Origin of the sequence: Halomonas sp. EF61 (assembly GCF_040147045.1) — a bacterium.
GTDB lineage: Bacteria > Pseudomonadota > Gammaproteobacteria > Pseudomonadales > Halomonadaceae > Halomonas > Halomonas litopenaei.
Genome location: NZ_JAMSHM010000002.1, coordinates 1,109,813 through 1,130,051, shown reverse-complemented (window position 1 = coordinate 1,130,051; position 20,239 = coordinate 1,109,813). Strand labels below are relative to the sequence as shown.

Genomic DNA, 20,239 nt, shown 5'->3' with positions numbered 1-20,239 from the left:
TTTGTCTAGTCTGCTTCTCGAGCCTTTGTGTCGTCTTTGCGGCGGCATTTGGCGATCAAACCACTTCTTGAGGGTAGCCTTATGCTAGACAAGAGCGCACAGGCCTACTGGAAACGAAACATACGAACCATCCTCGGCTGTCTGGCCGTATGGTTCATCGTCTCCTATGGCTTCGGCATTCTGCTGGTGGATGTACTCAACAATATCCAGTTCTTTGGCTTCAAGCTCGGCTTCTGGTTTGCACAGCAGGGATCCATCTATACCTTTATCGTGCTGATCATTTTCTATGCCTGGAAGATGAACAAGCTCGATGAAGAGTACGACGTCCACGAACAGTGACACCCGCAAAATAACGTCAATGAACGGGAATTGATTCCATGGATGTACAACTACTTACCTATATATTTGTAGGGGCGTCCTTCGCGCTCTACATCGGTATCGCGATCTGGTCGCGTGCCGGGTCTACCAAGGATTTCTACGTCGCCGGCGGCGGCGTCCACCCTGCCGCCAATGGCATGGCTACCGCAGCAGACTGGATGTCGGCGGCTTCCTTCATCTCCATGGCGGGTCTTATCGCCTATCTGGGTTACGACGCCTCGGTCTACCTGATGGGCTGGACCGGTGGTTACGTCATGCTGGCCATGCTGCTGGCGCCTTACCTGCGCAAGTTCGGCAAGTTCACGGTGCCGGACTTTATCGGTGACCGTTACTACTCGAATATCGCCCGTACCGTGGCGGTCATCTGCGTTATTTTCGTGTCCTTTACCTATGTCGCCGGTCAGATGCGCGGCGTCGGTATCGTCTTCGCCCGTTTCCTCGAAGTCGAGGTCAATCTGGGCGTGGTCATCGGCATGGTCATCGTGTTCTTCTACGCGGTGCTCGGTGGCATGAAGGGCATCACCTACACCCAGGTGGCCCAGTACTGCGTGTTGATCACCGCCTTCATCGTGCCGGCGGTGTTCCTGTCGATCATGATGACCGGCCACGTGCTGCCGCAGACCGGGCTCGGTGCCACCTTCGTCGATGCCGCCGGCAACGACAGCGGCCAGTACATTCTCGATCGTCTCGACGGTCTGCTGACGGATCTGGGCATCACGCCCTACACCGACGGCAGCCAGCCGATGATCAACGTGTTCTTTATCACCGCCGCCCTGATGTGCGGTACCGCGGGTCTGCCCCACGTCATCGTGCGCTTCTTCACCGTGCCGCGGGTGCGTGACGCCCGGGTCAGCGCCGGCTGGGCGCTGGTGTTCATCGCACTGCTCTACACCACCGCTCCGGCGGTCGGCGTGTTCGCCCGCACCAATATCATCGAGACGGTACACGAGACCAGCTACGAAGAGGCACCAGCCTGGTTCAAGAGCTGGGAAGGCGTGGGCCTGATCGGCTGGCTCGACAAGAACGACGACGGTCGGGTGCAGATGGGGCCGGGCGCGCCGTTCGAGGGCAAGCCGACCTTCGAAAGCGGCCCGCTGGAAGAGGAAACTCCTGGCGAGCACGGGCAGCGGGTGGTGACCAATACGCCTACCGACAGCCCCAACGAGGTCTACATCGACCGTGACATCATCGTGCTGGCCAATCCCGAGATCGGCGGCCTGCCGGCCTGGGTGATCGCCTTGATGGCCGCCGGTGGCGTGGCCGCGGCGCTGTCCACCGCAGCCGGTCTGTTGCTGGTGATCTCGGCGGCGGTGTCCCACGACCTGATCAAGAAGCAGATCAATCCCAACCTCAGCGAGAAGGGGGAGCTGCTGGCGGCGCGTAGTGCTGCTGCGGTGGCGGTGGTGGTAGCCGGCTACTTCGGCATCAACCCGCCGGGCTTCGTGGCCCAGGTGGTGGCCTTTGCCTTCGGTCTTGCTGCCTCGTCCTTCTTCCCGGCGATCCTGCTTGGCATCTTCGACAAGCGCATGAACCGCGAAGGGGCCATCGTCGGCATGGTGCTGGGTCTGAGCTTCACCTTCATCTACATCGTCTACACCAAGTTCATCAACACCGATCCTTCGATCTGGTGGTTCGGCATCTCGCCGGAGGGTATCGGTACCCTCGGCATGATCCTCCACTTCATCGTGGCCTTCGTGGTCTCGCGGGCAACCGCGGCACCGCCGGAGCACATCCAGGAACTGGTGGAGAACGTGCGTGTGCCGAGAGGCGCGGGTGAGGCCCACGCTCACTAGAGCGGGCTATCAGGCAGGGGCGTCGGCCCACCATCCGTCGCCCCCTGCCAGACGACAACACTCCCCGACCCCGGCCTCGCCGGGGTCGGTCATGGAGCAGACATGATCGACATCGACTTCACTCATCCACCGTTTTCATTGCTCGACGAGGCCGAGCGCGAGCGGGTCTTGGGCGGGCTGGATATCGCCTACTACGGGCGGGATGACGTGATCCTCGATGCAGGGCAGTCCGGCGAGTTCGTCTTTGTGATCCACAAGGGCGAAGTCGCCGAACTAGACCCGGCCGAGGGCCCCGCCGGGGGGCGCATCGGCCACTACACCGGGGGCGATCTGTTCGGTGCCATCAGCGTGATCAACGGCCAGAGCCGTTACCGCTTCGTCGCCGAAGAAGAAAGCCTGTGTTATCTGATGCCGCACACCTTGTTTCTGTCGCTGTGCGAGAACAACGCCGCCTTCTCGGACTACTTTCACCAGCGCCTGATCAGCAAGACGCGCTTGCTCGCCGAACGTCGCGCCGAGGGCGGGGTCACCCTGGCCGGATTCATGCTCGCCCGGGTGAACGAGTGCATGCGTGAACCGCTCAAGGTCGGCTCGACGACATGCATTCGCGACGCCGTGCTGACCCTCAAGGACAAGGGCGCCGACAGCCTGCTGGTCGAGACGCCCGATGGTCCTGGCATGCTGACCAAGACCGACCTGCTCGAGGCCCTGGTGCTGGAGGGGTGCGACGGTAATGCCGAGGTCGGTGGCATCGCTCATCTGTCGCTGGTGACGGTGAACGAAAGCCAGTACCTGTTCGAGGCACTGATCGAGATGACCCGCCACAAGGTGGCCAGGGTGGTGGTGCTTCAGGGCCAGCGGCTGATCGGTGTCGTGGAGCTGACCGATGTGCTCAGCTTCTTTTCCAGCCGCAGCTACGTGGTCAGCCTGCAGGTCGAGCAGGCGACGACCCTGGCCTCGCTCAGCGAAGCAAGTCAGCGTGCGCCGGAGCTGGTCGAGGCGCTGATGGCCCAGGGGGTACGCATGCGCTTCGCCATGGGCATGCTGTCGGCGCTCAATGGGCGCATCATCAGCAAGGCCTGGCACTTCTCGATGCCGGCCCCTCAGCGCGAGCGCGCCTGTCTGCTGGTGCTCGGCAGCGAAGGGCGCGGCGAGCAGATCCTGAAGACCGACCAGGACAATGCGCTGATCCTGGCCGATGACCAGCAGTGGGACGAGCTCAGCGCAGATACCGCGCGGTTCACCAGCGTGCTCGACGATCTGGGCTATCCGCGCTGCCCGGGCAACATCATGGTCTCCAACCCCCAGTGGGTCGGCACCCTTGCGCAGTGGCGCGCGCGCATTCGTCGCTGGGTCAGCGAACCCGACGGAGAAAGCCTGATGCGTCTGGCAGTGCTTGCCGACGCCTCGGGGGTGGCCGGTGACTTTGCCCTGGTGGACCGACTCCACGACGTGCTGATCGAAGAAACACGGGGCAATGAACTGTTGCTGACCCATCTGGCGAGGGGGGTGTTGCGGTTCTCGACGCCCTTGACCCTGTTTGGAACGCTGAAGAAGCCCGAGCACGGCGTCGACATCAAGAAGGGCGGCATTTTTCCGATCGTCCATGGTGTTCGCACCATGGCGCTGGAGTGCGGGCTGCGCGAGACCTCGACCCACGACCGGCTGGCGGCGCTGGCGTCACTCGGTCGCATCGAGCGAGTGGTGGCGGAGGATCTCGGCGAGGCGTTGTCGCTGTTCTGTGAGCTGCGGCTTCGGGCGCAGCTGGCCTACCGGCGCGACGATGCCCGGGCCACGGACGCCCCGGACAGGGTGGTGGTGCAGTCGCTCAATTCGCTGGAGCGGGACTTGCTGCGCGAGGCGCTGCACCTGGTCAAGGAGTTCAAGGCCAGCCTGTCCCACCGCTATCACCTGGAGTATGCATGAGTGTCGAGGCAGCCCCCCAGGGCAAGCTGCCTTGGCGTCAATGGTTTCGCTTGGGAGAGTACCCGATGCTGAGAGCGATCAGGCGTGTGGCCGACAGGCGTCGGCAGGCCGATGGCGATTTCGCCTGGCTGTTCAATCCCTATACCGGCGATGAGCTGGTGTCCCTGGACTGCGAAACCACCGGTCTGGATACCCGTCATGCGGAGCTGGTGTCCATCGCTGCGGTACGCATTCGTGACGATCGCGTCTTGACCAGCGAGTCGCTGGACCTGCGGCTCGCGCGTCCTGCCAGCCTGAGTGGAGACTCCATCTGCATCCATCGCCTGCGAGGGGTCGACCTGGAAGGCGGCCTCGAGGTGCGCGAGGCCTTGACGACGCTGCTGGAATTTATCGGCAATCGCCCATTGGTCGGCTGGTGTATCGACTTCGACCTGGCCATGCTGGATCGCTACCTGAAGGCGGAGTTTGGCTTCTCGCTGCCCAACGCCACCATCGACGTGGCCCAGCAGTACCGCAAGCGGCTGCGCCGAAGTCACCCGGAAATCGAGGTGCAGCCGACCTTTGAACAATTGGCAGAGCGACTGGGAGTCCCGATCATGGGACGCCATACGGCCCTGGGCGACGCCGTCACCACGGCGCTGATGCATCTGCGCCTGGAGAGCGGGGCACTCACGGCGCCATCGCGCTGACCCGGTGCCGTCATCCGCGCTGACCCGTTGCCGTCATCCGCGCTGACCCGTTGCCGTCATCCGCGCTGACCCGGTGCCGCCCGCACCGGCAACCATTCACCTGCAAGGAGATCCTGTCATGAGTCTGCACGCCATGTTGACCCTTCTCGAGCCCACGCTGCTGGCGCTGGGCCTGGTCTCGGTGCTGGTGGCCTACCTCCAGTACTATCGCCGTACCCGGGACCTGTGGGGCATGGTCAAGTTCTGGGAGAAGCGCCTGACCCTGACCGTACGCGAGTTTGGCTGGCAACGTGCCGGCATCCTGCTGCTGTTGCTGGGCGTGGTGGTGCGCTATCTGCTGGCGCTGAACGTCGTCTAGGCCCCGGCTGACAGGCACTTGCGTTCTTCGGCTTGCCAGACCAGACCAGGCCACGACGCGCAAGGGCGCCACTACGGCGGTGTCGTCCTTGGCGGTTTCCGATGTGCTGCCGACGAAAAGCCTCTCCCGTATTGTCCTCGCCGGGGTAAGCGGTCGCTGACCTCTTCGCCACTAAAGCGTCCGGATGGTAGACTGGCGCCTCTTTCATTTTCAGCCGTGATGTCCCGCTCCCATGTCGCCACAGTCCGCCTCCGCCACCCTGTTCGATCCCCGTACCCCCGAGGATGACCATCTCTCGATCGATGCCGGTGTCAGCCCGGCCGACCCTGCTGCGGATGGCGATCAGACGGAAGCCCAAGTTCAGGCCAAGGCACGGCGTGAGTTCAACAAGCTGCAGAAGCGCCTGCGCCGCCAGGCCGGTAACGCCATCATCGACTACGGCATGATCCAGGAAGGCGACAAGATCATGGTGTGTCTGTCTGGTGGCAAGGACAGCTACACCATGCTCGAGATCCTGCGCAGCCTTCAGCGCAACGCGCCGGTCAACTTCTCGCTGGTGGCGGTGAATCTGGATCAGAAGCAGCCGGGCTTTCCGGAGCATGTGCTGCCGAACTATCTGGACAGTATCGGCGTGGACTACCACATCCTCGAGCGCGACACCTATTCGGTGGTGAAGGAGAAGACGCCGGAGGGCAAGACCACCTGCGCGCTCTGCTCACGCCTGCGGCGCGGCTCGCTCTATGGCTTCGCCGAGGAGATCGGGGCGACCAAGATCGCCCTGGGCCACCACCGCGAGGACATTCTCGAGACGCTGTTTCTGAACATGTTCTTCGGTGGCAGCCTCAAGGCGATGCCGCCCAAGCTGCTCTCCGACGACGGCAAGAACATCATCATCCGCCCGCTGGCGTACTGCCGCGAGGCCGATATCCAGGCCTACAGCGAGGCGATGGAGTTCCCGATCATCCCGTGCAACCTGTGTGGTTCCCAGCCCAACCTGCAGCGCCAGGTGGTCAAGGAGATGCTGGCCGAGTGGGAGGTCAAGCATCCCGGGCGCCTCGAGAGCATGTTCAAGGCGGTGACCAATGTGGCGCCGTCGCAGCTGGCGGATCGGCAACTGTTCGACTTCGAGGGGCTGGAGGCCGTACAGGCCGAACGCCAGGCCCGGCGCATCGACGTGGTGGATGCCGGCTGATCTCGCCAACAGCGAATGTGCAGGACGCCATGACAGCAAAAGAGGCCGCATCTCCGGATGCGGCCTCTTTCTTGTCACACGCCATCTATTACGCTTTGCTTTCCAGATCCTGGGTACCGGGCGCTGCTGGCCAAGCCCGGCACACTGCCGCCAGGCCCGCTCAGGTAACTTCGGTGTCGGCCAGGGTCGACAGCGCGGTCAGGTCGAGGATATTGACCTCACGTCCCGATACCGCCACCAGATCCTGCTGCTGGAAACGCCCGAGGATACGGCTGACCGTTTCCACCGCCAGCCCCAGGTGATTGCCGATGTCGGCGCGGGACATGGACAGGCGGAAGCTGAACGGTGAATAGCCGCGGCGGCGGAAGCGGTCCGACAGGCCGAGGAAGAAGCAGGCCAGGCGCTGATCGGCGGTCTTGCGTGACAGCAGCTGCATCATCCGGCGGTCCTCTCGCAGCTCCTTGCTCAGGGTGCGAAACAGCTGGGCACGCAGCTCCGGTAGGGTCTGGGTCAGCGCATCGAGGCGGTCGAAGGGAATCTCGCACACCGTGGTGGTCTCCAGCGCCACCACGCTGCCGGGATAGCGGCCGTCGTCGATGCCATCCAGACCAACCAGTTCACTGGGCAGGAAGAAGTTGGTCAACTGAGCTTCGCCGCTGCCTTCGGTGGTGATCTGCTTGAGACTCCCCGATCGGACCGCGAAGACGCTGGTGAAGCGATCTCCCTGCTCGACCAATCGTGTGCCTTTCTTGATCGGCGGGTGACGACGGATGATGGAATCGAAGCGCTCGAGGTCGGCGGTCTCCAGCGACAGCGGAAGGCACAAGGAACTCAGGCTGCAGGACTCACAGCGAGTCTCATGCAGCATGGGACGCCGCCGATCTTGGGCCGTAGGACTCATTCGCAGCTCCTGTGGATCTGGGATCGATATTGACTGGGCCATGGGGAGAACAGACGTCGCCCGTACAGCACGTTGATGGCACTATTCTACACCCTCAGATCAGCTAAAAGTGGCGTCTACCTCTTTAGGATTAATAACTTAGAGGTAGGATGCGTCATTGATGCAGCCCAGTCCAAAGTTGCCAGACGGCAAAGGCGATGATCATGGCTGCGGCGGCGAGGCGTGTTGCCCGATGCGCCAGCAGGGCCTGCATTTGTCTGGCGGCGAGGCCCGTCACCACCAGCGCCGGAAGCGTGCCAAGACCGAAGCTCGCCATCAGCAGTGCGCCCTCGAGGGGCTCGGCCCGTGCCAGGCTCCAGGCCAGCATCGAGTACACCAGGCCACAGGGCAGCCAGCCCCAGATGGCGCCCAGCGCCACCGCCTGGGGCAGACGCACCACCGGCAACAGGCGTCTGCCTGCGGGTTCCAGGTACCTCCAGAGGTGACGTCCCAGTGCCTCGACGTGACGCAGGCCTTTCCATAGATCGGCAATGTAAAGCGCCATCAGGATCAACATCAGGCTGGCGACGATCTGCATCAGGCCACGCAGGGTCGGCGAAAGGCCGATCACCGAACCCAGGGTGGCAACCAGAGCGCCCGCCACACAGTAGCTGGTGATACGACCTACATTGTAGCCAAGCACCAGAGAGCCCACCCGCCAAGGTTGACGCATGCTGGGGGGGATGGCAAAGGTCAGAGCGCTCATGATGCCGCCGCACATGCCAATACAGTGTGCACCACCAAGCAGACCAAACACGAAGGCCGCCATCATGGGAGGCAGCTCCAGGCCGGTAGGGTTCACTCAGGCCCTCTGGACGATGGATCACGATCGGATGTCTGCGCAGGCGTTTCGGACGAGGAAGCGCCGTCATCGACACTGCGAGTGTCGTCCTCATCCTCGAACAGGATGCGATAGGCGGGGCCCTCGAGGTCCTCGAACTGGTCGTTGCGCACCGCCCAGAAGAAGGCCCAGACCGCCAGGCCCAGCAGGATCAACGACAAGGGTATCAACAGGTAAAGGATGCTCATGGGCCGGGGCTTGCGGTGACGGGTGAAGGCGTCGCGGTCGGCCTGGTGCGTCCACGCCGCAGACGCAGGGCATTAGCGATGACCAGCAACGAGCTGAGTGACATGCCGATGGCGGCAAGCCAAGGGGGCACGAAGCCCAGCGCCGCTGCGGGTAGCGCCACGACATTGTAGAGCACTGACCAGGACAGATTCTGGCGAATGATTCGACGGGTCTGGCGGGCCACCTCGATGGCTTGGACGATACCCGTGAGCGGTTCGCCCAGCAATACCAGATCGGCGCGGGTGCGGGTGAGGTCGCTGGCCCCGGCCATGGCGATGGCGAGGTCGGCGCCGGCCAGTACCGGCACGTCATTGATGCCATCACCGACCATGGCCACCTTTTCGCCCTGTGCCTGTCGCGCCTTCAAGTGCCCGAGCTTGTCCTCGGGGGAGGCCTCGCCACGCCACTGATCGACGCCCAGCGTGCGGGCAAGCTGGCCAACGTTGACGGCGCGGTCGCCCGACAGGATCTCGATGGCAAGCCCCCGCTGGGCGAGGGCGGCGAGGGTCTCGGCGGCGTCGTCACGGGGCTGATCGTCGAGCTTGAACCAGGCCTGGGGCTTGCCTTCGCTGGCCAGCAGCAACCAAAGTCCTGCGCCAGGGAGCTCAGGAACGGGTTGGCCCAGGCAGGCAAAATGCGGCTGGCCCAGTCGCCAGCGCCGGCCGTCGATCACGCCTTCCACGCCCTGACCCGGGTGATTGCGCAGTTCGCTGGCCTGGCAGCTGGCGTCGCGCCAGGCAGCGAAGGCGCGGGCGATGGGGTGCTCCGAGCCGGTTTCCAGTGCCGCCGCCAGGGCCAGATGCCGGCGCTTGGTGGCAGGGTCCATCTCGCCATTGTTGGCGCTTCCTTCGTCGTCGCTCAGCGGCCGGTGTTCGGCGAGTTGCATGCGCCCCCGGGTCAGGGTACCGGTCTTGTCGAAGACGACGCGATCGAGGCCGGCCAGGGTCTCCAGCGCATCGGCTCGCGTCACCAGTACCCCGGCACGTCTCAGCCGGCCGTGGGCCACGGTCAGGGCGGTGGGGGTCGCCAGCGCCAGGGCGCAGGGGCAGGTCACCACCAGGACCGACAGGGTGATCCACAGGCTGCGGCTAGGGTCGATCAGGCTCCAGACCAGCGCCACCAGGGCGGTGATGACCAGCAGGTTCAACACGAAGCGATGGGCCACCTGCTCGGCCAGGCGGGCGATACGTGGACGATGGGCGAAGGCACGGTCGGTGAGATCGAGAATGCCGGCGGCGCGGGTGTCGTCGCCGACGCGGGTGACCATCACTTCGATCGGGCTGTCCATGCACAGGGTACCTGCGTGCACGGTATCTCCCTGGCGACGCAGGCGGGGCAGCGATTCGCCGGTCAGCAGCGACTCGTCGATCTGGGCAAGGCCCGAGGTCAGGTTGCCGTCCGCGGGAATCTGGGCGCCGGGACTGACCCGAACCCGGTCACCCGGGACCAGCCGACTGGCGGGGATGACGCGTTCATCGCCATGCTCGTCGAGGCGCACCGCAGCACTCGGCAGGGCACTGGCCAGGGCATTGCCGCTACGGCCGTAGTGAGTACGGGCGCGAGACTCCAGGTAGCGTCCGAACAGCAGGAAGAAGGTGAACATGCTGACCGAGTCGAAGTAGCGGTCACCGGAGTCGCTCACGACCGACCAGGTGCTGGCGATAAAGGCCCCACCGATGGCCAGGGCCACCGGCACATCCATGCCCAGCACGCGGGTTCGCAGATCACGCAGGGCGCCGACGAAGAAGGGTTGGGCCGAGTACAGTACCACCGGAGTGGTCAGCGCCAGCGATAGCCAGGCAAACAGACGCTCGAACTCGGTGCTGAGATCACCGCCGTCGACGTAGTGCGGGATGGAAAACATCAGCACCTGCATCATGCCGACTGCCGCCACGATCAGGCGCCTTATCATCTGGCGCGACTGTTGCTTGAGCCGCTGCTGGGCCTGGTCCGGCTCGTAGGGCTGGGAGGGATAGCCAATGGCGGCCATCTCGGCCAGCAGGCGCGACAGCGACAGGCGTTCGGGATCCCAGCGCACCTGAAGGCGGTGCTGGGAAAGATTGACAGCGCAGCTCTCCAGGCCGTCGAGGGCATTCAGGCGGTGTTCGATCAGCCAGGCGCAGGCGGCGCAGGTGATGCCATCCACCGCCAGGGTCGCTACCTTGGTGTCGCCATCCTGACGCACGAAACGATCCTGCAGGCCCGGATCGTCGAATACCTGATAGCGGGCCTCGTCGGCGGGTGTCGGCGATGGGCGCTCCGGCAGGGCGGTGCGAAAGCGATAGTAGCTGTCCAGGCCGCCGCCGACGATGGCCTGGGCCACCGCCTCGCAGCCCGGGCAGCACAGCGGATGGCGCTGGCCATCCAGGGTGATCGACCAGGGTGCTGTGGCCTCCACCGGGGCGCCACAGTGGTAGCACGAGGCCGCCATCAGAGTCCCGGTGTCAGGCGCACGGAGGTCTCCCGCGGGAACTCTGCCTCGCCGGTCAGGCGCCATTCAGGCTGCTGTCCTGACGCGCCTTCTGCGTGGGGCTGCAGCTGAAGGTACCAGCGATAGCGCAGATTGCGCTCGAGGGTGCCGACATAGTGGCCTTCACGGGTGTGGGTCAGCACCAGTGCCCGGTCGCGGGCGCCATCGGTGGGGAACTTCAGCGCCAGATCCAGCCGCTGGGGGCGTTCGTCGCCATCGAGTGTTACCACCACGTCGCCGGTGGTGGCGTCGATGCGCAGCTCGGCCGCCAGCCCCAGCGCCTCGGCACGTTGCTGCTTTTCGAGCTGGACGTTGATGGCCAGACCTTCCTTGTAGTAATCGTCCGGCACCGAACCGTCGAAGTAGCGGATCGAGAAGGCCAGGTAGACCATGCTGAAGGTGACCGACGACAGCAGCAGGGCGATCAGGAACCAGGGCCAGAACTGCTTGTACCAGGGCGGCACCTGGGGATCGGACAGGGACATCAGGGGGTAACTCCTATAAATCGGCTTTCACGTTCGATGGCCACGGACGGATCGTCCTCGGCGAGGACGCGAACGCTGATATCGGCACTGCGTTGTTCCATCTGATCAGGATTCACGCTCAAGGTCATCACCAGTTGGCGGGACTGGTTGGCGGGAACCTCGATGGCGGTGGTGTCGCTCTCGAGACCTTCGATGCCGGCTACCTCGATCACGTAGCGATGAGGGCGGTTGTCGAGGTTACGCACGGTCATGGCGTAGGAGTTGGCGATGCGTCCATCGGTCAGTGTCTGGTAGAGCCGTGCGCGATCGCGCTCCACATCCACATCCAGCGGTGTGCGGTCGGCGATGGTCCAGACGAACAGGCCGATCATCACCACCAGGGCGACCAGATAGCCGATCAGTCGAGGCCTCAACAGGTGGGTCTTGTTGCCGTCGAGGGCGTGCTCGGTGGTGTAACGCACCAGGCCACGGGGGTAGCCCATCTTGTCCATGACGCTGTCGCAGGCGTCGATGCAGGCGGCGCAGGTGATGCACTGGTACTGCAGACCGTCGCGGATATCGATGCCGGTCGGGCAGACCTGAACACAGAGGTCGCAGTCGATGCAGTGGCCAAGGCCCTGCTCTGCCGGGTCGGCGTTGCGCTTGCGCGGGCCGCGAGGCTCCCCGCGGTGGTAGTCGTAGGACACGATCAGGGTGTCGCGATCGAACATCACCGACTGGAAGCGGGCGTAGGGGCACATGTACAGGCAGACCTGCTCGCGCAGCCAGCCGGCGTTCAGGTAGGTGAAGACGATAAAGAAGCCGACCCAGAAATAGGACCAGCCGCTGGCCGAGAGGGTGGCAAGATCCAGCACCAGGCCACCGATCGGGGTGAAGTAGCCGACGAAGGTGATGCCGGTGGCCGCCGAGATGATCAGCCAGATGGCGTGCTTGGCGCTCTTGCGCCAGGCCTTGTCGGCGTCCCAGGAGCGCTTGTCGAGCTTGATGCGACGATTGCGCGGCCCCTCGATGCGGTGCTCGACCCAGATGAACAGGAAGGTCCAGACGCTCTGGGGGCAGGTGTAACCGCACCAGACACGGCCGGCAAAGACGGTGATGAAGAACAGGCCGAAGGCGCAGATGATCAAAAGCCAGGACAGCAGCACGAATTCCTGGGGGTAGAAGGTGGCGGCGAAGATATGAAATTCGCGCCCCGGCAGATCAAACCAGACCGCCGGTCGATCACCCCAGGGAATCCAGGGCAGCAGCAGAAAACCGAGCATCAGCGCCCAGTTGGCGACCCGACGAACACGCTGGAACACGCCTTTGATCTCGCGTACGTAGATGTGCCGGCGGCTCTCGTACATGCTCTGGCTGTCGGGGGAATGGTGCGACACCGCAGGGTCGGTGACGTCGTGGGCAGGGATCTTGTCGCTCATGGCAGACTCACATCGCGTCGATGGGGCCGAAGCCCCAGTCTAGCGATTGACGGGTAGGTGGGTGGCGAGTGCGGCCAAGCGCCGCACTCGCCGCGGGAGCGATCCCGCTGGGGTCACTACTGACTCTGGTCCTGATTCTGGCTCAGACCATAGACATAGGCGGCGACCAGGTGGACCCGCTCCTCGCCGATGTAGGCGGCCTGCGCCGGCATATGGCCGTTGCGGCCGTTGCGCAGCGTCTGACGCACGGAGTCGGCCAGGCTCTGGCCCGGTGCCTGGTACAGCCAGCTGTCGTCGGTCAGATTGGGCGCGCCCAGCGCCTGGTTGCCGGTACCGTCAGGCATATGGCAGGCGGCACACACCGAGGTGAAGACGGCGCCGCCTTTTTCGGCACGTTCGGCGTCCTCGGCCTGGCCGGACAGCGACAGCACATGCTGGGTCAGGTTCTCGATATTGTCCGCGCCGAGCTGCTGCCATGACGGCATCAGGCCATTGCGTCCGTTGTTGATGGTGGTGACGATGTGCTCGGGCTCGCCGCCGTAGAGCCAGTCGTCGTCGGTCAGATTGGGGAAGCCGTAGCCGCCCTTGGCGTTGGAGCCGTGGCAGATGGCGCAGTTGTTGAGGAAGATGCGCTCGGCCACCTGCATGGCGTCACCGTCCTGGGCGAGTTCCGGGATGGGTACCTGCTGGTACTTCTCGAAGATCGGTGCAAAGCGCTCTTCGGCCTGGGCGACCTCTTCCTCCCACTGACCTTCCTGGCTCCAGCCCAGCACACCGGCGAAGTTGCCGAGGCCCGGATACAGCACCAGATAGCCCAGGGAAAAGATCACCGTGGCAACGTAGAGCTGAAACCACCAGCGAGGCAGCGGGTTGTCGTATTCGTCGATACCGTCGGCGGTGTGGCCGGTTGTCTCGACGGTACCGTCGGCGTCAGGGCGCTTGTCGGTCTTGCGGTTGGCCCACAGAAGCCAGAACGCAAAGCCGATGGTGCCGAGCGTGATGACGATGATCCAGGCACTCCAGAAGCCTGAGAGGGCATCACCCCAAAGCGTATTCATGTGTTCTTCTCTCCCCTGTCCTCTCGGGAATCGGCCTGTCGCTCGGCCGTGCGGTCACGATTCGGTTGTTCGTCGTCGTCGGCGAACGGCAGCTGCGCCGCCTGATCGAACTCGCGCTTGCGGCGGCTCGAGTAGGCCCAGGCCACCAGGCCCAGGAAGGCGATCAGCAGGATGCCGGTCAAGATGCCGCGAAAGGTTCCGATATCCATGGTTACGGGCTCTTCGCCGAGCTGGGCAACACCGTGCCAAGCTGCTGCAGGTAGGCGACCAGGGCGGTGATTTCACGCTCACCGCGGACCTCGCTGGTGGCGTTGGCGATCTGCTCGTCGGTGTAAGGCACGCCCAGTTTCTGAAGGGTGCGCATCTTGGCCGGGGTGTCCTCGCCGTCCAGGGTGTTCTCGAACAGCCAGGGGTAGGCCGGCATCACCGATTCGGGCACCACGTCCCGCGGGTTGTAGAGGTGGGCACGATGCCAGTCGTCACTGTAGCGACCGCCGACGCGGGCCAGGTCCGGGCCGGTGCGCTTGGACCCCCACAGGAAGTTGTGCTCGTAGACGGATTCACCGGCCACACTGTAGTGGCCATAGCGCTCGGTCTCGGCACGGAAGGGGCGAATCATCTGCGAATGACATCCGACGCAGCCTTCGCGGCGATAGATGTCCCGGCCTTCCAGTTCCAGTGCGGACAGCGGCTCGAGGCCCTCGACCGGCTCCGTGGTCTGCTTCTGGAAGAACAGCGGTACGATCTCGGCCAGGCCACCGAAGCTGATCACCACCAGCACCAGCACCGCCATCAAACCGACGTTCTTTTCTATGATCTCGTGTTTCATGTCAGTCTCGGTCCTTCGTTGACTCAGGCGGTCTGGGGCAGGGGCGCGCCGCGCTTGGCGGAACCCTTGACGGTCATGGCCACGTTGACGGCCATGATCAGCATGCCGGTCACCCAGAAAAGGCCACCGATCAGGCGCACGATGTAGCCGGGGCCGCTGGCCTCGACGGTCTCGACGAAGGTGTACATCAAGGTGCCGTCTTCGTTGATGGCGCGCCACATCAGGCCCTGCAGGATGCCGTTGACCCACATCGCGGCGATGTACAGCACGGTGCCGATGGTGGCCAGCCAGAAGTGCACCGCCACCAGCTTGACGGAGTACATCTCGGTGTGACCGAACAGGCGTGGAATCAGGTGGTACATCGAGCCGATGGTGATCATCGCGACCCAGCCGAGGGCGCCGGCGTGGACGTGACCGATGGTCCAGTCGGTGTAGTGGGACAGGGCGTTGACGGTCTTCACCGCCATCATCGGGCCTTCGAAGGTCGACATGCCGTAGAACGACAACGCGACGACGAGAAAGCGCAGGGTCGGGTCGGTTCGCAGCTTATGCCAGGCCCCGGAGAGGGTCATCATGCCGTTGATCATGCCGCCCCAGGAGGGCGCCAGCAGAATGATCGACATCACCATGCCCAGCGACTGCGCCCAGTTCGGCAGGGCGGTGTAGTGCAGGTGGTGGGGGCCGGCCCACATGTAGACCATGATCAGCGCCCAGAAGTGGACGATGGACAGGCGGTAGGAGTAGACCGGGCGCTCGGCTTGCTTGGGCACAAAGTAATACATCATGCCGAGGAAGCCGGCGGTCAGGAAGAAGCCTACCGCGTTGTGGCCGTACCACCACTGCACCATGGCGTCGATGGCGCCGGAGTAGATGGAGATGGAGTAGGTGGCGGTGACCGGAAGGGCCGCGCTGTTGACGATGTGCAGTACGGCAACGGTCAGGATGAAGGCGGCGAAGAACCAGTTGGCCACGTAGATGTGGGAGGTCTTGCGGACCTTGATGGTGCCGAGGAAGACGGCTGCGTAGGTCACCCACACCACCGCGAGCAGAATGTCGATGGGCCATTCCAGCTCGGCGTATTCCTTGACCTCGGTGAGGCCCAGCGGCAGGGTGACGACCGCGCACAGGATGACCGCCTGGTAGCCCCAGAAGGTAAAGGCGGCCAGCTTGTCGCTGATCAGCCTCACCTGGCAGGTGCGCTGGACGACGTAGTAGGACGTCGCGAACAGGGCGGAGCCGCCGAAGGCGAAGATGACCGCATTGGTATGCAGCGGGCGAAGCCGACCGAAGCTTGTCCAGGGCAAGCCAAGGTTGAGTTCCGGCCAGACCAGTTGGGCGGCGAGAATCACACCGAGGGTCATGCCCACGATGCCCCACACCACCGTCATGATCGCGAACTGCCGGACCACCTTGTAGTTGTAGGTCGGATGTTCAAATGCTGTGCTCATGATCAGTTTCCCATCGATCGCGTAAAGGGGACGATCCCCCGGCCATAGTGCCTGCCCGGCAATTGCCTCAGAATGATGCAGATCAACAACCACTCAGAATTCTAGCCCAGCCTGGCAGTGAGAAGAACTTAGCCTCTGGTGGCAGTGAACTTTGGAAACTTGGCCGTGTCACAACTCGTTTTACCCGACGCTTTTACTCAGGAATTCAGCCAGGCACTCGCCGCCGGGCACCGTGGCGAGTGGCAGGTGCCCGACCTGGCGCCGGTGATCCTGGAGGGACCACCTTGCCGAGACGTGTTGTTGCTGGCGCATGGGGCCGGTGCCGGACACGATTCACCCTTTTTGCTTGAATGGCGCGCGGCGCTGGCCCGGGCCGGCGTACAGACGCTGTCATTCGAGTTTGCCTATCTGCGCGAGATGCGTGCGGCGGGGCGTCGGCGGCCGCCGCCCAGGGTGGCTCGGCTGGTGGAGGAAATGCGCCTCTGGCGTGACGTTTTGTCGCAGATGGTGCCAGGGGCGCTGTGGCTCGGCGGCAAGTCCATGGGCGGGCGGGTGGCCAGTCTGCTGGCCGCCGAGGACGGTGCACCGGGGCTGGTGCTGGCTGGCTACCCCTTTCATCCCGTGGGCAAGCCCGAGCGCCTGCGGCTGGATCACTGGCCGTCGCTGGCTTGCCCTCTGGTGGTGCTGCAGGGTACCCGGGACCCTTTCGGTACTCGAGACGAGGTGGCGGGCTATGAGTTGCCGGCGCATGCGCGTCTTGAATGGCTCGAGGATGGTGACCACGACTGGTCGCCGCGGCGCTTGAGTGGACTGTCGCGTCAGGACCTGATGGCTAAGGCGGCGCGCGCTACCGCGGACGCCATGGGCAAGTCGTGAGCGCTTCTTTCTGCAAGGGTGGATATCACGGCGCTGTGGCGCCAGCCCTTGCGCCGTCTGGCTTTCGGCCCAAGTCGATGAATGCACGGGCAAAAGTCGGGACAAAAAAAACGAGAAAGATGCGTGGAGCGCGTTGACATCCCACGGATGTTCTGTAGAATGCAGCGCCACGTGACCAGGGGTGGTTAGCTCAGCTGGGAGAGCACCAGCCTTACAAGCTGGGGGTCACAGGTTCGAACCCTGTACCACCCACCATCATGAAAATGATGGATGGACACGTAGAGTAGAGAGCGCTGGACCGGTAGTTCAGTTGGTTAGAATGCCGGCCTGTCACGCCGGAGGTCGCGGGTTCGAGTCCCGTCCGGTCCGCCAGCGTCTCTTCTCGAATTGGTCATCATTGCGGACCGGTAGTTCAGTTGGTTAGAATGCCGGCCTGTCACGCCGGAGGTCGCGGGTTCGAGTCCCGTCCGGTCCGCCACGATGACAAGCCAAAGACGACGTCTTCAGGAAACTCGAGACATCGCACCGTGTGAAATAACGTGGGTGATTAGCTCAGTTGGTTAGAGCACCAGCCTCACATGCTGGGGGTCACTGGTTCGAATCCGGTATCACCCACCACGCGGACCGGTAGTTCAGTTGGTTAGAATGCCGGCCTGTCACGCCGGAGGTCGCGGGTTCGAGTCCCGTCCGGTCCGCCAGTTTCACTCGATCCAGTTCGCTGGAAAAGTCCGGTCCTGTTACCGGCGCTTATTTCGGAAGGCCCCGCTGCTACGCAGCGGGGCCTTTTTCGTGTGCGTCAGGTCAGCGGTGGTGGGCGAGGGTTGCCTGGAGGGCTATGCAGAGAGCTGTTCCAGGAGGGCGATTCCTGGGGCTATTTTAGGAGCTCTTTCAAGAGCTAGCCCCGGAGCTGGCCGGAAAGAAACCTTTGCCCGACGATGCGTTTTACGCGCATTTTCATCGTGGGGGGTGGCAGAGGGTGGGCTGCTATCATACAGTTGTTTGAAATTGGTCGATGAGTGGCGCCAATTGTGTGAGCGCGCCATCCGACACCGCCAACAACAACGCGCAGCCTGTGCTGCGAAGGACCGCCCCGTGACCGCCTATCCCCAGCTCTTCACTCCCTTGCGCCTGGGCCATCTGAGCCTGCCCAATCGTGTGCTGATGGGCTCCATGCATACCAACCTGGAAGAAGCACCGCGCGGCTTCGAGCGTCTGGCCGCCTTCTACGCCGAGCGTGCCCGCGAGGGAGTGGCGCTGATTGTGACCGGCGGCATCGCCCCCAACGCCGAAGGCGCCGTCTTCCAGGGGGCCTCGCAGTTGACCAGCGAGGACCAGCTCGAGGGACACCGTCAGGTCGTCGAGGCGGTGCACGCCGAGGGCGGACGCATCTGCATGCAGATCCTGCACGCTGGGCGCTACGCCTACTCGCCGGAGCTGGTGGCGCCGTCGGCGATCCAGGCGCCGATCAACCCCTTTACCCCGCGTGAGCTCACTGACGAAGATGTGGAGCGGCAGATCAACGACTACGTGCGCTGCGCGCGCCTGGCCCAGCAGGCCGGCTACGATGGCGTCGAGATCATGGGCTCCGAGGGCTACCTGATCAATCAGTTCATCTGTCGGCGCACCAATCAGCGCCAGGATCGCTGGGGCGGCGACTTCGACAATCGCTGTCGCTTTGCGCTGGAGATCCTGCGCCGGGTACGTGCGGCGGTGGGGGATCGTTTTCTGCTGATCTACCGGCTGTCGATGATCGACCTGGTGGAGGACGGCAGCACCCATGACGAGGTCATCGCCCTGGGGCGGGCGGTGGAAGCCGCCGGTGCCGACGTCATCAACACCGGCATCGGCTGGCACGAGGCCAGGGTGCCGACCATCGTCACCAGTGTGCCGCGGGCGGCCTTTACCGAGGTGTCCCGGCGCATGCGACAGGCGGTGACGATTCCGCTGATCACCACCAACCGCATCAACATGCCCGAGGTGGCCGAACGGGTGCTCGCCGAGGGCCACGCCGACATGGTCTCCATGGCCCGGCCTTTGCTGGCCGACCCCGCCTGGGTGGCCAAGGCTCGTGGCGACAGAGCAGACGAGATCAACACCTGCATCGCCTGCAACCAGGCCTGCCTCGACCACACCTTCCAGGGCAAGCTGACCTCGTGCCTGGTCAACCCTCGCGCCTGTCACGAGACCGAGCTGTCGCTAGAGACGGCCGCCACGCCGCAGAGGGTGGCGGTGGTAGGGGGCGGTCCTGCCGGACTCGCTACCGCCGTCAGTGCCGCCGAGCGGGGCCACAGGGTCACCCTGTTCGAGCGCCAGGCCAGTCTGGGTGGGCAGTTCAACTTTGCCCGTCGGATCCCCGGCAAGGAGGAGTTCGACGAGACGCTGCGCTACTTCCGGGTCATGCTCGACAAGACCGGTGTCGACGTCAGGCTGTCCTGTGAGGCAACGCTGGCCGACCTCGAGGGCTTTGATCATGTGGTGCTGGCCACCGGCGTCCGTCCCCGCCAGCTTCAGTTGCCCGGTGCCGATCATCCAAGTGTGCTGAGCTACGCAGAGGCAATCGAGTCACCCGGCCGGGTCGGGCGGCGGGTCGCCATCATCGGCGCCGGCGGTATCGGCTTTGACGTGGCGGAGCTACTGACCCACGTCGCCCCGGGTGACGACCCCCTGGCCGAGTGGTGTGACGAGTGGGGCGTGGATCTCGCAGTGAGCGCGCCGGGAGGGCTCAAGCCCGCACAGCGTCCCGAGTCACCGCGGGAGGTCTTTCTGCTGCAGCGCAAGAGCTCCAAGCCCGGCAAGGGGCTCGGCACTACCTCTGGCTGGGTGCATCGGGCCTCGCTGCGCCATCGGGGAGTCCAGGCGATACCTGGCTGCGAGTATCAGCGTATCGACGACCAGGGCCTGCATCTGAGCGTTGACGGCGAGGAGCGCACCCTGGCCGTGGACAGTGTGGTGGTGTGTGCCGGGCAGGAGTCGGTGCGTGAGCTGGTAGCGCCACTTGAGGCCGCCGGCGTTCGGGTGTCGATCATCGGTGGGGCGGACAAGGCAGCGGAGCTGGACGCCAAGCGCGCCATCGATCAGGGCGTGCGTCTGGCGGCGTCACTGTAGGATTGTCGACAATAAAATATGCAGATTCGGTAATCCTCAGGAGGTGCGCTGTCGTGCCTCATGAGGACCGGGCAGGTGGCGTCCGGCGCTGGCTTCCCGGCCGTCGGCTACCTCGGCTTTGGTGCCTCTTGACCCTCTTAGGTCGAATTACGTCTGGACAATGAAACGCTTCTGCTGGCATGAGTTCTTATAGGTAAGGACGTTC

18 protein-coding genes and 5 tRNA genes are annotated in these 20,239 nt (G+C 64.1%); 13 read left to right on the top strand and 10 right to left on the bottom strand.

The window, feature by feature from the left end; all coding sequences use genetic code 11:
* Positions 1 to 81 precede the first annotated feature (81 nt).
* The 6 genes from NFI08_RS13900 to ttcA all read left to right on the top strand — a co-directional run bounded on the left by NFI08_RS13900 (position 82) and on the right by ttcA (position 6,336).
* Positions 82 to 339 (top strand): DUF4212 domain-containing protein, encoded by a 258-nt coding sequence (locus NFI08_RS13900; RefSeq protein WP_045992160.1) that lies wholly within the window; start codon positions 82 to 84, stop codon positions 337 to 339.
* Between the two features lie 38 nt (positions 340 to 377).
* On the top strand, positions 378 to 2,171 hold the full coding sequence (locus NFI08_RS13895) for a sodium:solute symporter family protein (protein WP_045992159.1): 1,794 nt from the start codon (positions 378 to 380) through the stop codon (positions 2,169 to 2,171).
* Between the two features lie 102 nt (positions 2,172 to 2,273).
* Positions 2,274 to 4,097 (top strand): DUF294 nucleotidyltransferase-like domain-containing protein, encoded by a 1,824-nt coding sequence (locus NFI08_RS13890; protein WP_213228117.1) that lies wholly within the window; start codon positions 2,274 to 2,276, stop codon positions 4,095 to 4,097.
* Positions 4,094 to 4,786 carry a 3'-5' exonuclease gene (locus NFI08_RS13885; protein WP_308812406.1) on the top strand — a complete coding sequence of 231 codons (693 nt, stop codon included), beginning with the start codon at positions 4,094 to 4,096 and terminating at the stop codon, positions 4,784 to 4,786. The genes NFI08_RS13890 and NFI08_RS13885 overlap by 4 nt, the downstream gene beginning before the upstream one ends.
* 118 nt (positions 4,787 to 4,904) lie before the next feature.
* A complete protein-coding gene (locus tag NFI08_RS13880; protein WP_239452527.1) occupies positions 4,905 to 5,144 on the top strand; it encodes a hypothetical protein in 240 nt (79 codons plus the stop codon).
* Positions 5,145 to 5,376: 232 nt separating this feature from the next.
* Positions 5,377 to 6,336 carry a tRNA 2-thiocytidine(32) synthetase TtcA gene (ttcA, locus tag NFI08_RS13875; protein ID WP_349590026.1) on the top strand — a complete coding sequence of 320 codons (960 nt, stop codon included), beginning with the start codon at positions 5,377 to 5,379 and terminating at the stop codon, positions 6,334 to 6,336.
* A gap of 160 nt (positions 6,337 to 6,496) precedes the next feature.
* Here the strand turns inward: ttcA and fnr are convergent, their stop codons facing one another.
* The 10 genes from fnr to ccoN form a co-directional block, all read right to left on the bottom strand.
* On the bottom strand, positions 6,497 to 7,237 hold the full coding sequence (gene fnr, locus NFI08_RS13870; protein ID WP_045992157.1) for a fumarate/nitrate reduction transcriptional regulator Fnr: 741 nt from the start codon (positions 7,235 to 7,237) through the stop codon (positions 6,497 to 6,499).
* Positions 7,238 to 7,391: 154 nt separating this feature from the next.
* On the bottom strand, positions 7,392 to 8,078 hold the full coding sequence (locus NFI08_RS13865) for a sulfite exporter TauE/SafE family protein (protein ID WP_349590023.1): 687 nt from the start codon (positions 8,076 to 8,078) through the stop codon (positions 7,392 to 7,394).
* The gene (gene ccoS, locus NFI08_RS13860) at positions 8,075 to 8,305 is read right to left on the bottom strand and encodes a cbb3-type cytochrome oxidase assembly protein CcoS (protein WP_349590020.1); all 231 of its coding nucleotides are present in this window, start codon (positions 8,303 to 8,305) and stop codon (positions 8,075 to 8,077) included. Before ccoS ends, NFI08_RS13865 begins: the two co-directional genes overlap by 4 nt.
* Positions 8,302 to 10,776, bottom strand: coding sequence for a heavy metal translocating P-type ATPase (locus tag NFI08_RS13855; RefSeq protein WP_349590017.1), 2,475 nt, complete (start codon positions 10,774 to 10,776; stop codon positions 8,302 to 8,304). Before NFI08_RS13855 ends, ccoS begins: the two co-directional genes overlap by 4 nt.
* Complete coding sequence (locus NFI08_RS13850) at positions 10,776 to 11,300, bottom strand: FixH family protein (RefSeq protein ID WP_349590014.1); 525 nt, start codon at positions 11,298 to 11,300, stop codon at positions 10,776 to 10,778. Before NFI08_RS13850 ends, NFI08_RS13855 begins: the two co-directional genes overlap by 1 nt.
* Positions 11,300 to 12,718 (bottom strand): cytochrome c oxidase accessory protein CcoG, encoded by a 1,419-nt coding sequence (gene ccoG, locus NFI08_RS13845; RefSeq protein WP_239452526.1) that lies wholly within the window; start codon positions 12,716 to 12,718, stop codon positions 11,300 to 11,302. The genes NFI08_RS13850 and ccoG overlap by 1 nt, the downstream gene beginning before the upstream one ends.
* Before the next feature lie 116 nt (positions 12,719 to 12,834).
* Positions 12,835 to 13,776: a cytochrome-c oxidase, cbb3-type subunit III gene (gene ccoP / locus NFI08_RS13840; RefSeq protein ID WP_045992152.1), complete on the bottom strand. Its 942-nt coding sequence runs from the start codon at positions 13,774 to 13,776 to the stop codon at positions 12,835 to 12,837.
* On the bottom strand, positions 13,773 to 13,985 hold the full coding sequence (locus NFI08_RS13835; RefSeq protein WP_045992151.1) for a CcoQ/FixQ family Cbb3-type cytochrome c oxidase assembly chaperone: 213 nt from the start codon (positions 13,983 to 13,985) through the stop codon (positions 13,773 to 13,775). The genes ccoP and NFI08_RS13835 overlap by 4 nt, the downstream gene beginning before the upstream one ends.
* A gap of 2 nt (positions 13,986 to 13,987) precedes the next feature.
* Positions 13,988 to 14,605, bottom strand: coding sequence for a cytochrome-c oxidase, cbb3-type subunit II (gene ccoO / locus NFI08_RS13830; RefSeq protein ID WP_108131320.1), 618 nt, complete (start codon positions 14,603 to 14,605; stop codon positions 13,988 to 13,990).
* A 23-nt stretch (positions 14,606 to 14,628) separates the two neighbouring features.
* Positions 14,629 to 16,053, bottom strand: coding sequence for a cytochrome-c oxidase, cbb3-type subunit I (gene ccoN / locus NFI08_RS13825; protein WP_045992149.1), 1,425 nt, complete (start codon positions 16,051 to 16,053; stop codon positions 14,629 to 14,631).
* Between the two features lie 165 nt (positions 16,054 to 16,218).
* On the opposite strand from ccoN, the gene NFI08_RS13820 reads away from it, so the two are divergent.
* From NFI08_RS13820 to NFI08_RS13790, 7 genes are all read left to right on the top strand, one after another.
* Positions 16,219 to 16,929, top strand: coding sequence for an alpha/beta family hydrolase (locus NFI08_RS13820; RefSeq protein ID WP_124802784.1), 711 nt, complete (start codon positions 16,219 to 16,221; stop codon positions 16,927 to 16,929).
* Positions 16,930 to 17,108: 179 nt separating this feature from the next.
* Positions 17,109 to 17,184: transfer RNA gene (locus tag NFI08_RS13815), tRNA-Val, on the top strand.
* 40 nt (positions 17,185 to 17,224) lie between these two features.
* Positions 17,225 to 17,301, top strand: a tRNA-Asp gene (locus tag NFI08_RS13810).
* 29 nt (positions 17,302 to 17,330) lie between these two features.
* A tRNA-Asp gene (locus NFI08_RS13805) sits at positions 17,331 to 17,407 on the top strand.
* Between the two features lie 63 nt (positions 17,408 to 17,470).
* Positions 17,471 to 17,547, top strand: a tRNA-Val gene (locus tag NFI08_RS13800).
* 3 nt (positions 17,548 to 17,550) lie between these two features.
* Positions 17,551 to 17,627 (top strand) — tRNA-Asp (locus NFI08_RS13795).
* A 394-nt stretch (positions 17,628 to 18,021) separates the two neighbouring features.
* On the top strand, positions 18,022 to 20,034 hold the full coding sequence (locus NFI08_RS13790) for an FAD-dependent oxidoreductase (RefSeq protein ID WP_349590007.1): 2,013 nt from the start codon (positions 18,022 to 18,024) through the stop codon (positions 20,032 to 20,034).
* Positions 20,035 to 20,239: the final 205 nt, after the last annotated feature.

What these genes read in the sequence shown, in the direction of transcription:
- NFI08_RS13900 (WP_045992160.1), top strand. Translation starts at nt 82, where the DNA reads ATGCTAGACAAGAGCGCACAGGCCTACTGGAAACGAAACATACGAACC.
- NFI08_RS13895 (WP_045992159.1), top strand. Translation starts at nt 378, where the DNA reads ATGGATGTACAACTACTTACCTATATATTTGTAGGGGCGTCCTTCGCG.
- NFI08_RS13890 (WP_213228117.1), top strand. Translation starts at nt 2,274, where the DNA reads ATGATCGACATCGACTTCACTCATCCACCGTTTTCATTGCTCGACGAG.
- NFI08_RS13885 (WP_308812406.1), top strand. Translation starts at nt 4,094, where the DNA reads ATGAGTGTCGAGGCAGCCCCCCAGGGCAAGCTGCCTTGGCGTCAATGG.
- NFI08_RS13880 (WP_239452527.1), top strand. Translation starts at nt 4,905, where the DNA reads ATGAGTCTGCACGCCATGTTGACCCTTCTCGAGCCCACGCTGCTGGCG.
- ttcA (WP_349590026.1), top strand. Translation starts at nt 5,377, where the DNA reads ATGTCGCCACAGTCCGCCTCCGCCACCCTGTTCGATCCCCGTACCCCC.
- fnr (WP_045992157.1), bottom strand. Translation starts at nt 7,237, where the DNA reads ATGAGTCCTACGGCCCAAGATCGGCGGCGTCCCATGCTGCATGAGACT.
- ccoS (WP_349590020.1), bottom strand. Translation starts at nt 8,305, where the DNA reads ATGAGCATCCTTTACCTGTTGATACCCTTGTCGTTGATCCTGCTGGGC.
- NFI08_RS13855 (WP_349590017.1), bottom strand. Translation starts at nt 10,776, where the DNA reads ATGGCGGCCTCGTGCTACCACTGTGGCGCCCCGGTGGAGGCCACAGCA.
- NFI08_RS13850 (WP_349590014.1), bottom strand. Translation starts at nt 11,300, where the DNA reads ATGTCCCTGTCCGATCCCCAGGTGCCGCCCTGGTACAAGCAGTTCTGG.
- ccoG (WP_239452526.1), bottom strand. Translation starts at nt 12,718, where the DNA reads ATGAGCGACAAGATCCCTGCCCACGACGTCACCGACCCTGCGGTGTCG.
- ccoP (WP_045992152.1), bottom strand. Translation starts at nt 13,776, where the DNA reads ATGAATACGCTTTGGGGTGATGCCCTCTCAGGCTTCTGGAGTGCCTGG.
- NFI08_RS13835 (WP_045992151.1), bottom strand. Translation starts at nt 13,985, where the DNA reads ATGGATATCGGAACCTTTCGCGGCATCTTGACCGGCATCCTGCTGATC.
- ccoO (WP_108131320.1), bottom strand. Translation starts at nt 14,605, where the DNA reads ATGAAACACGAGATCATAGAAAAGAACGTCGGTTTGATGGCGGTGCTG.
- ccoN (WP_045992149.1), bottom strand. Translation starts at nt 16,053, where the DNA reads ATGAGCACAGCATTTGAACATCCGACCTACAACTACAAGGTGGTCCGG.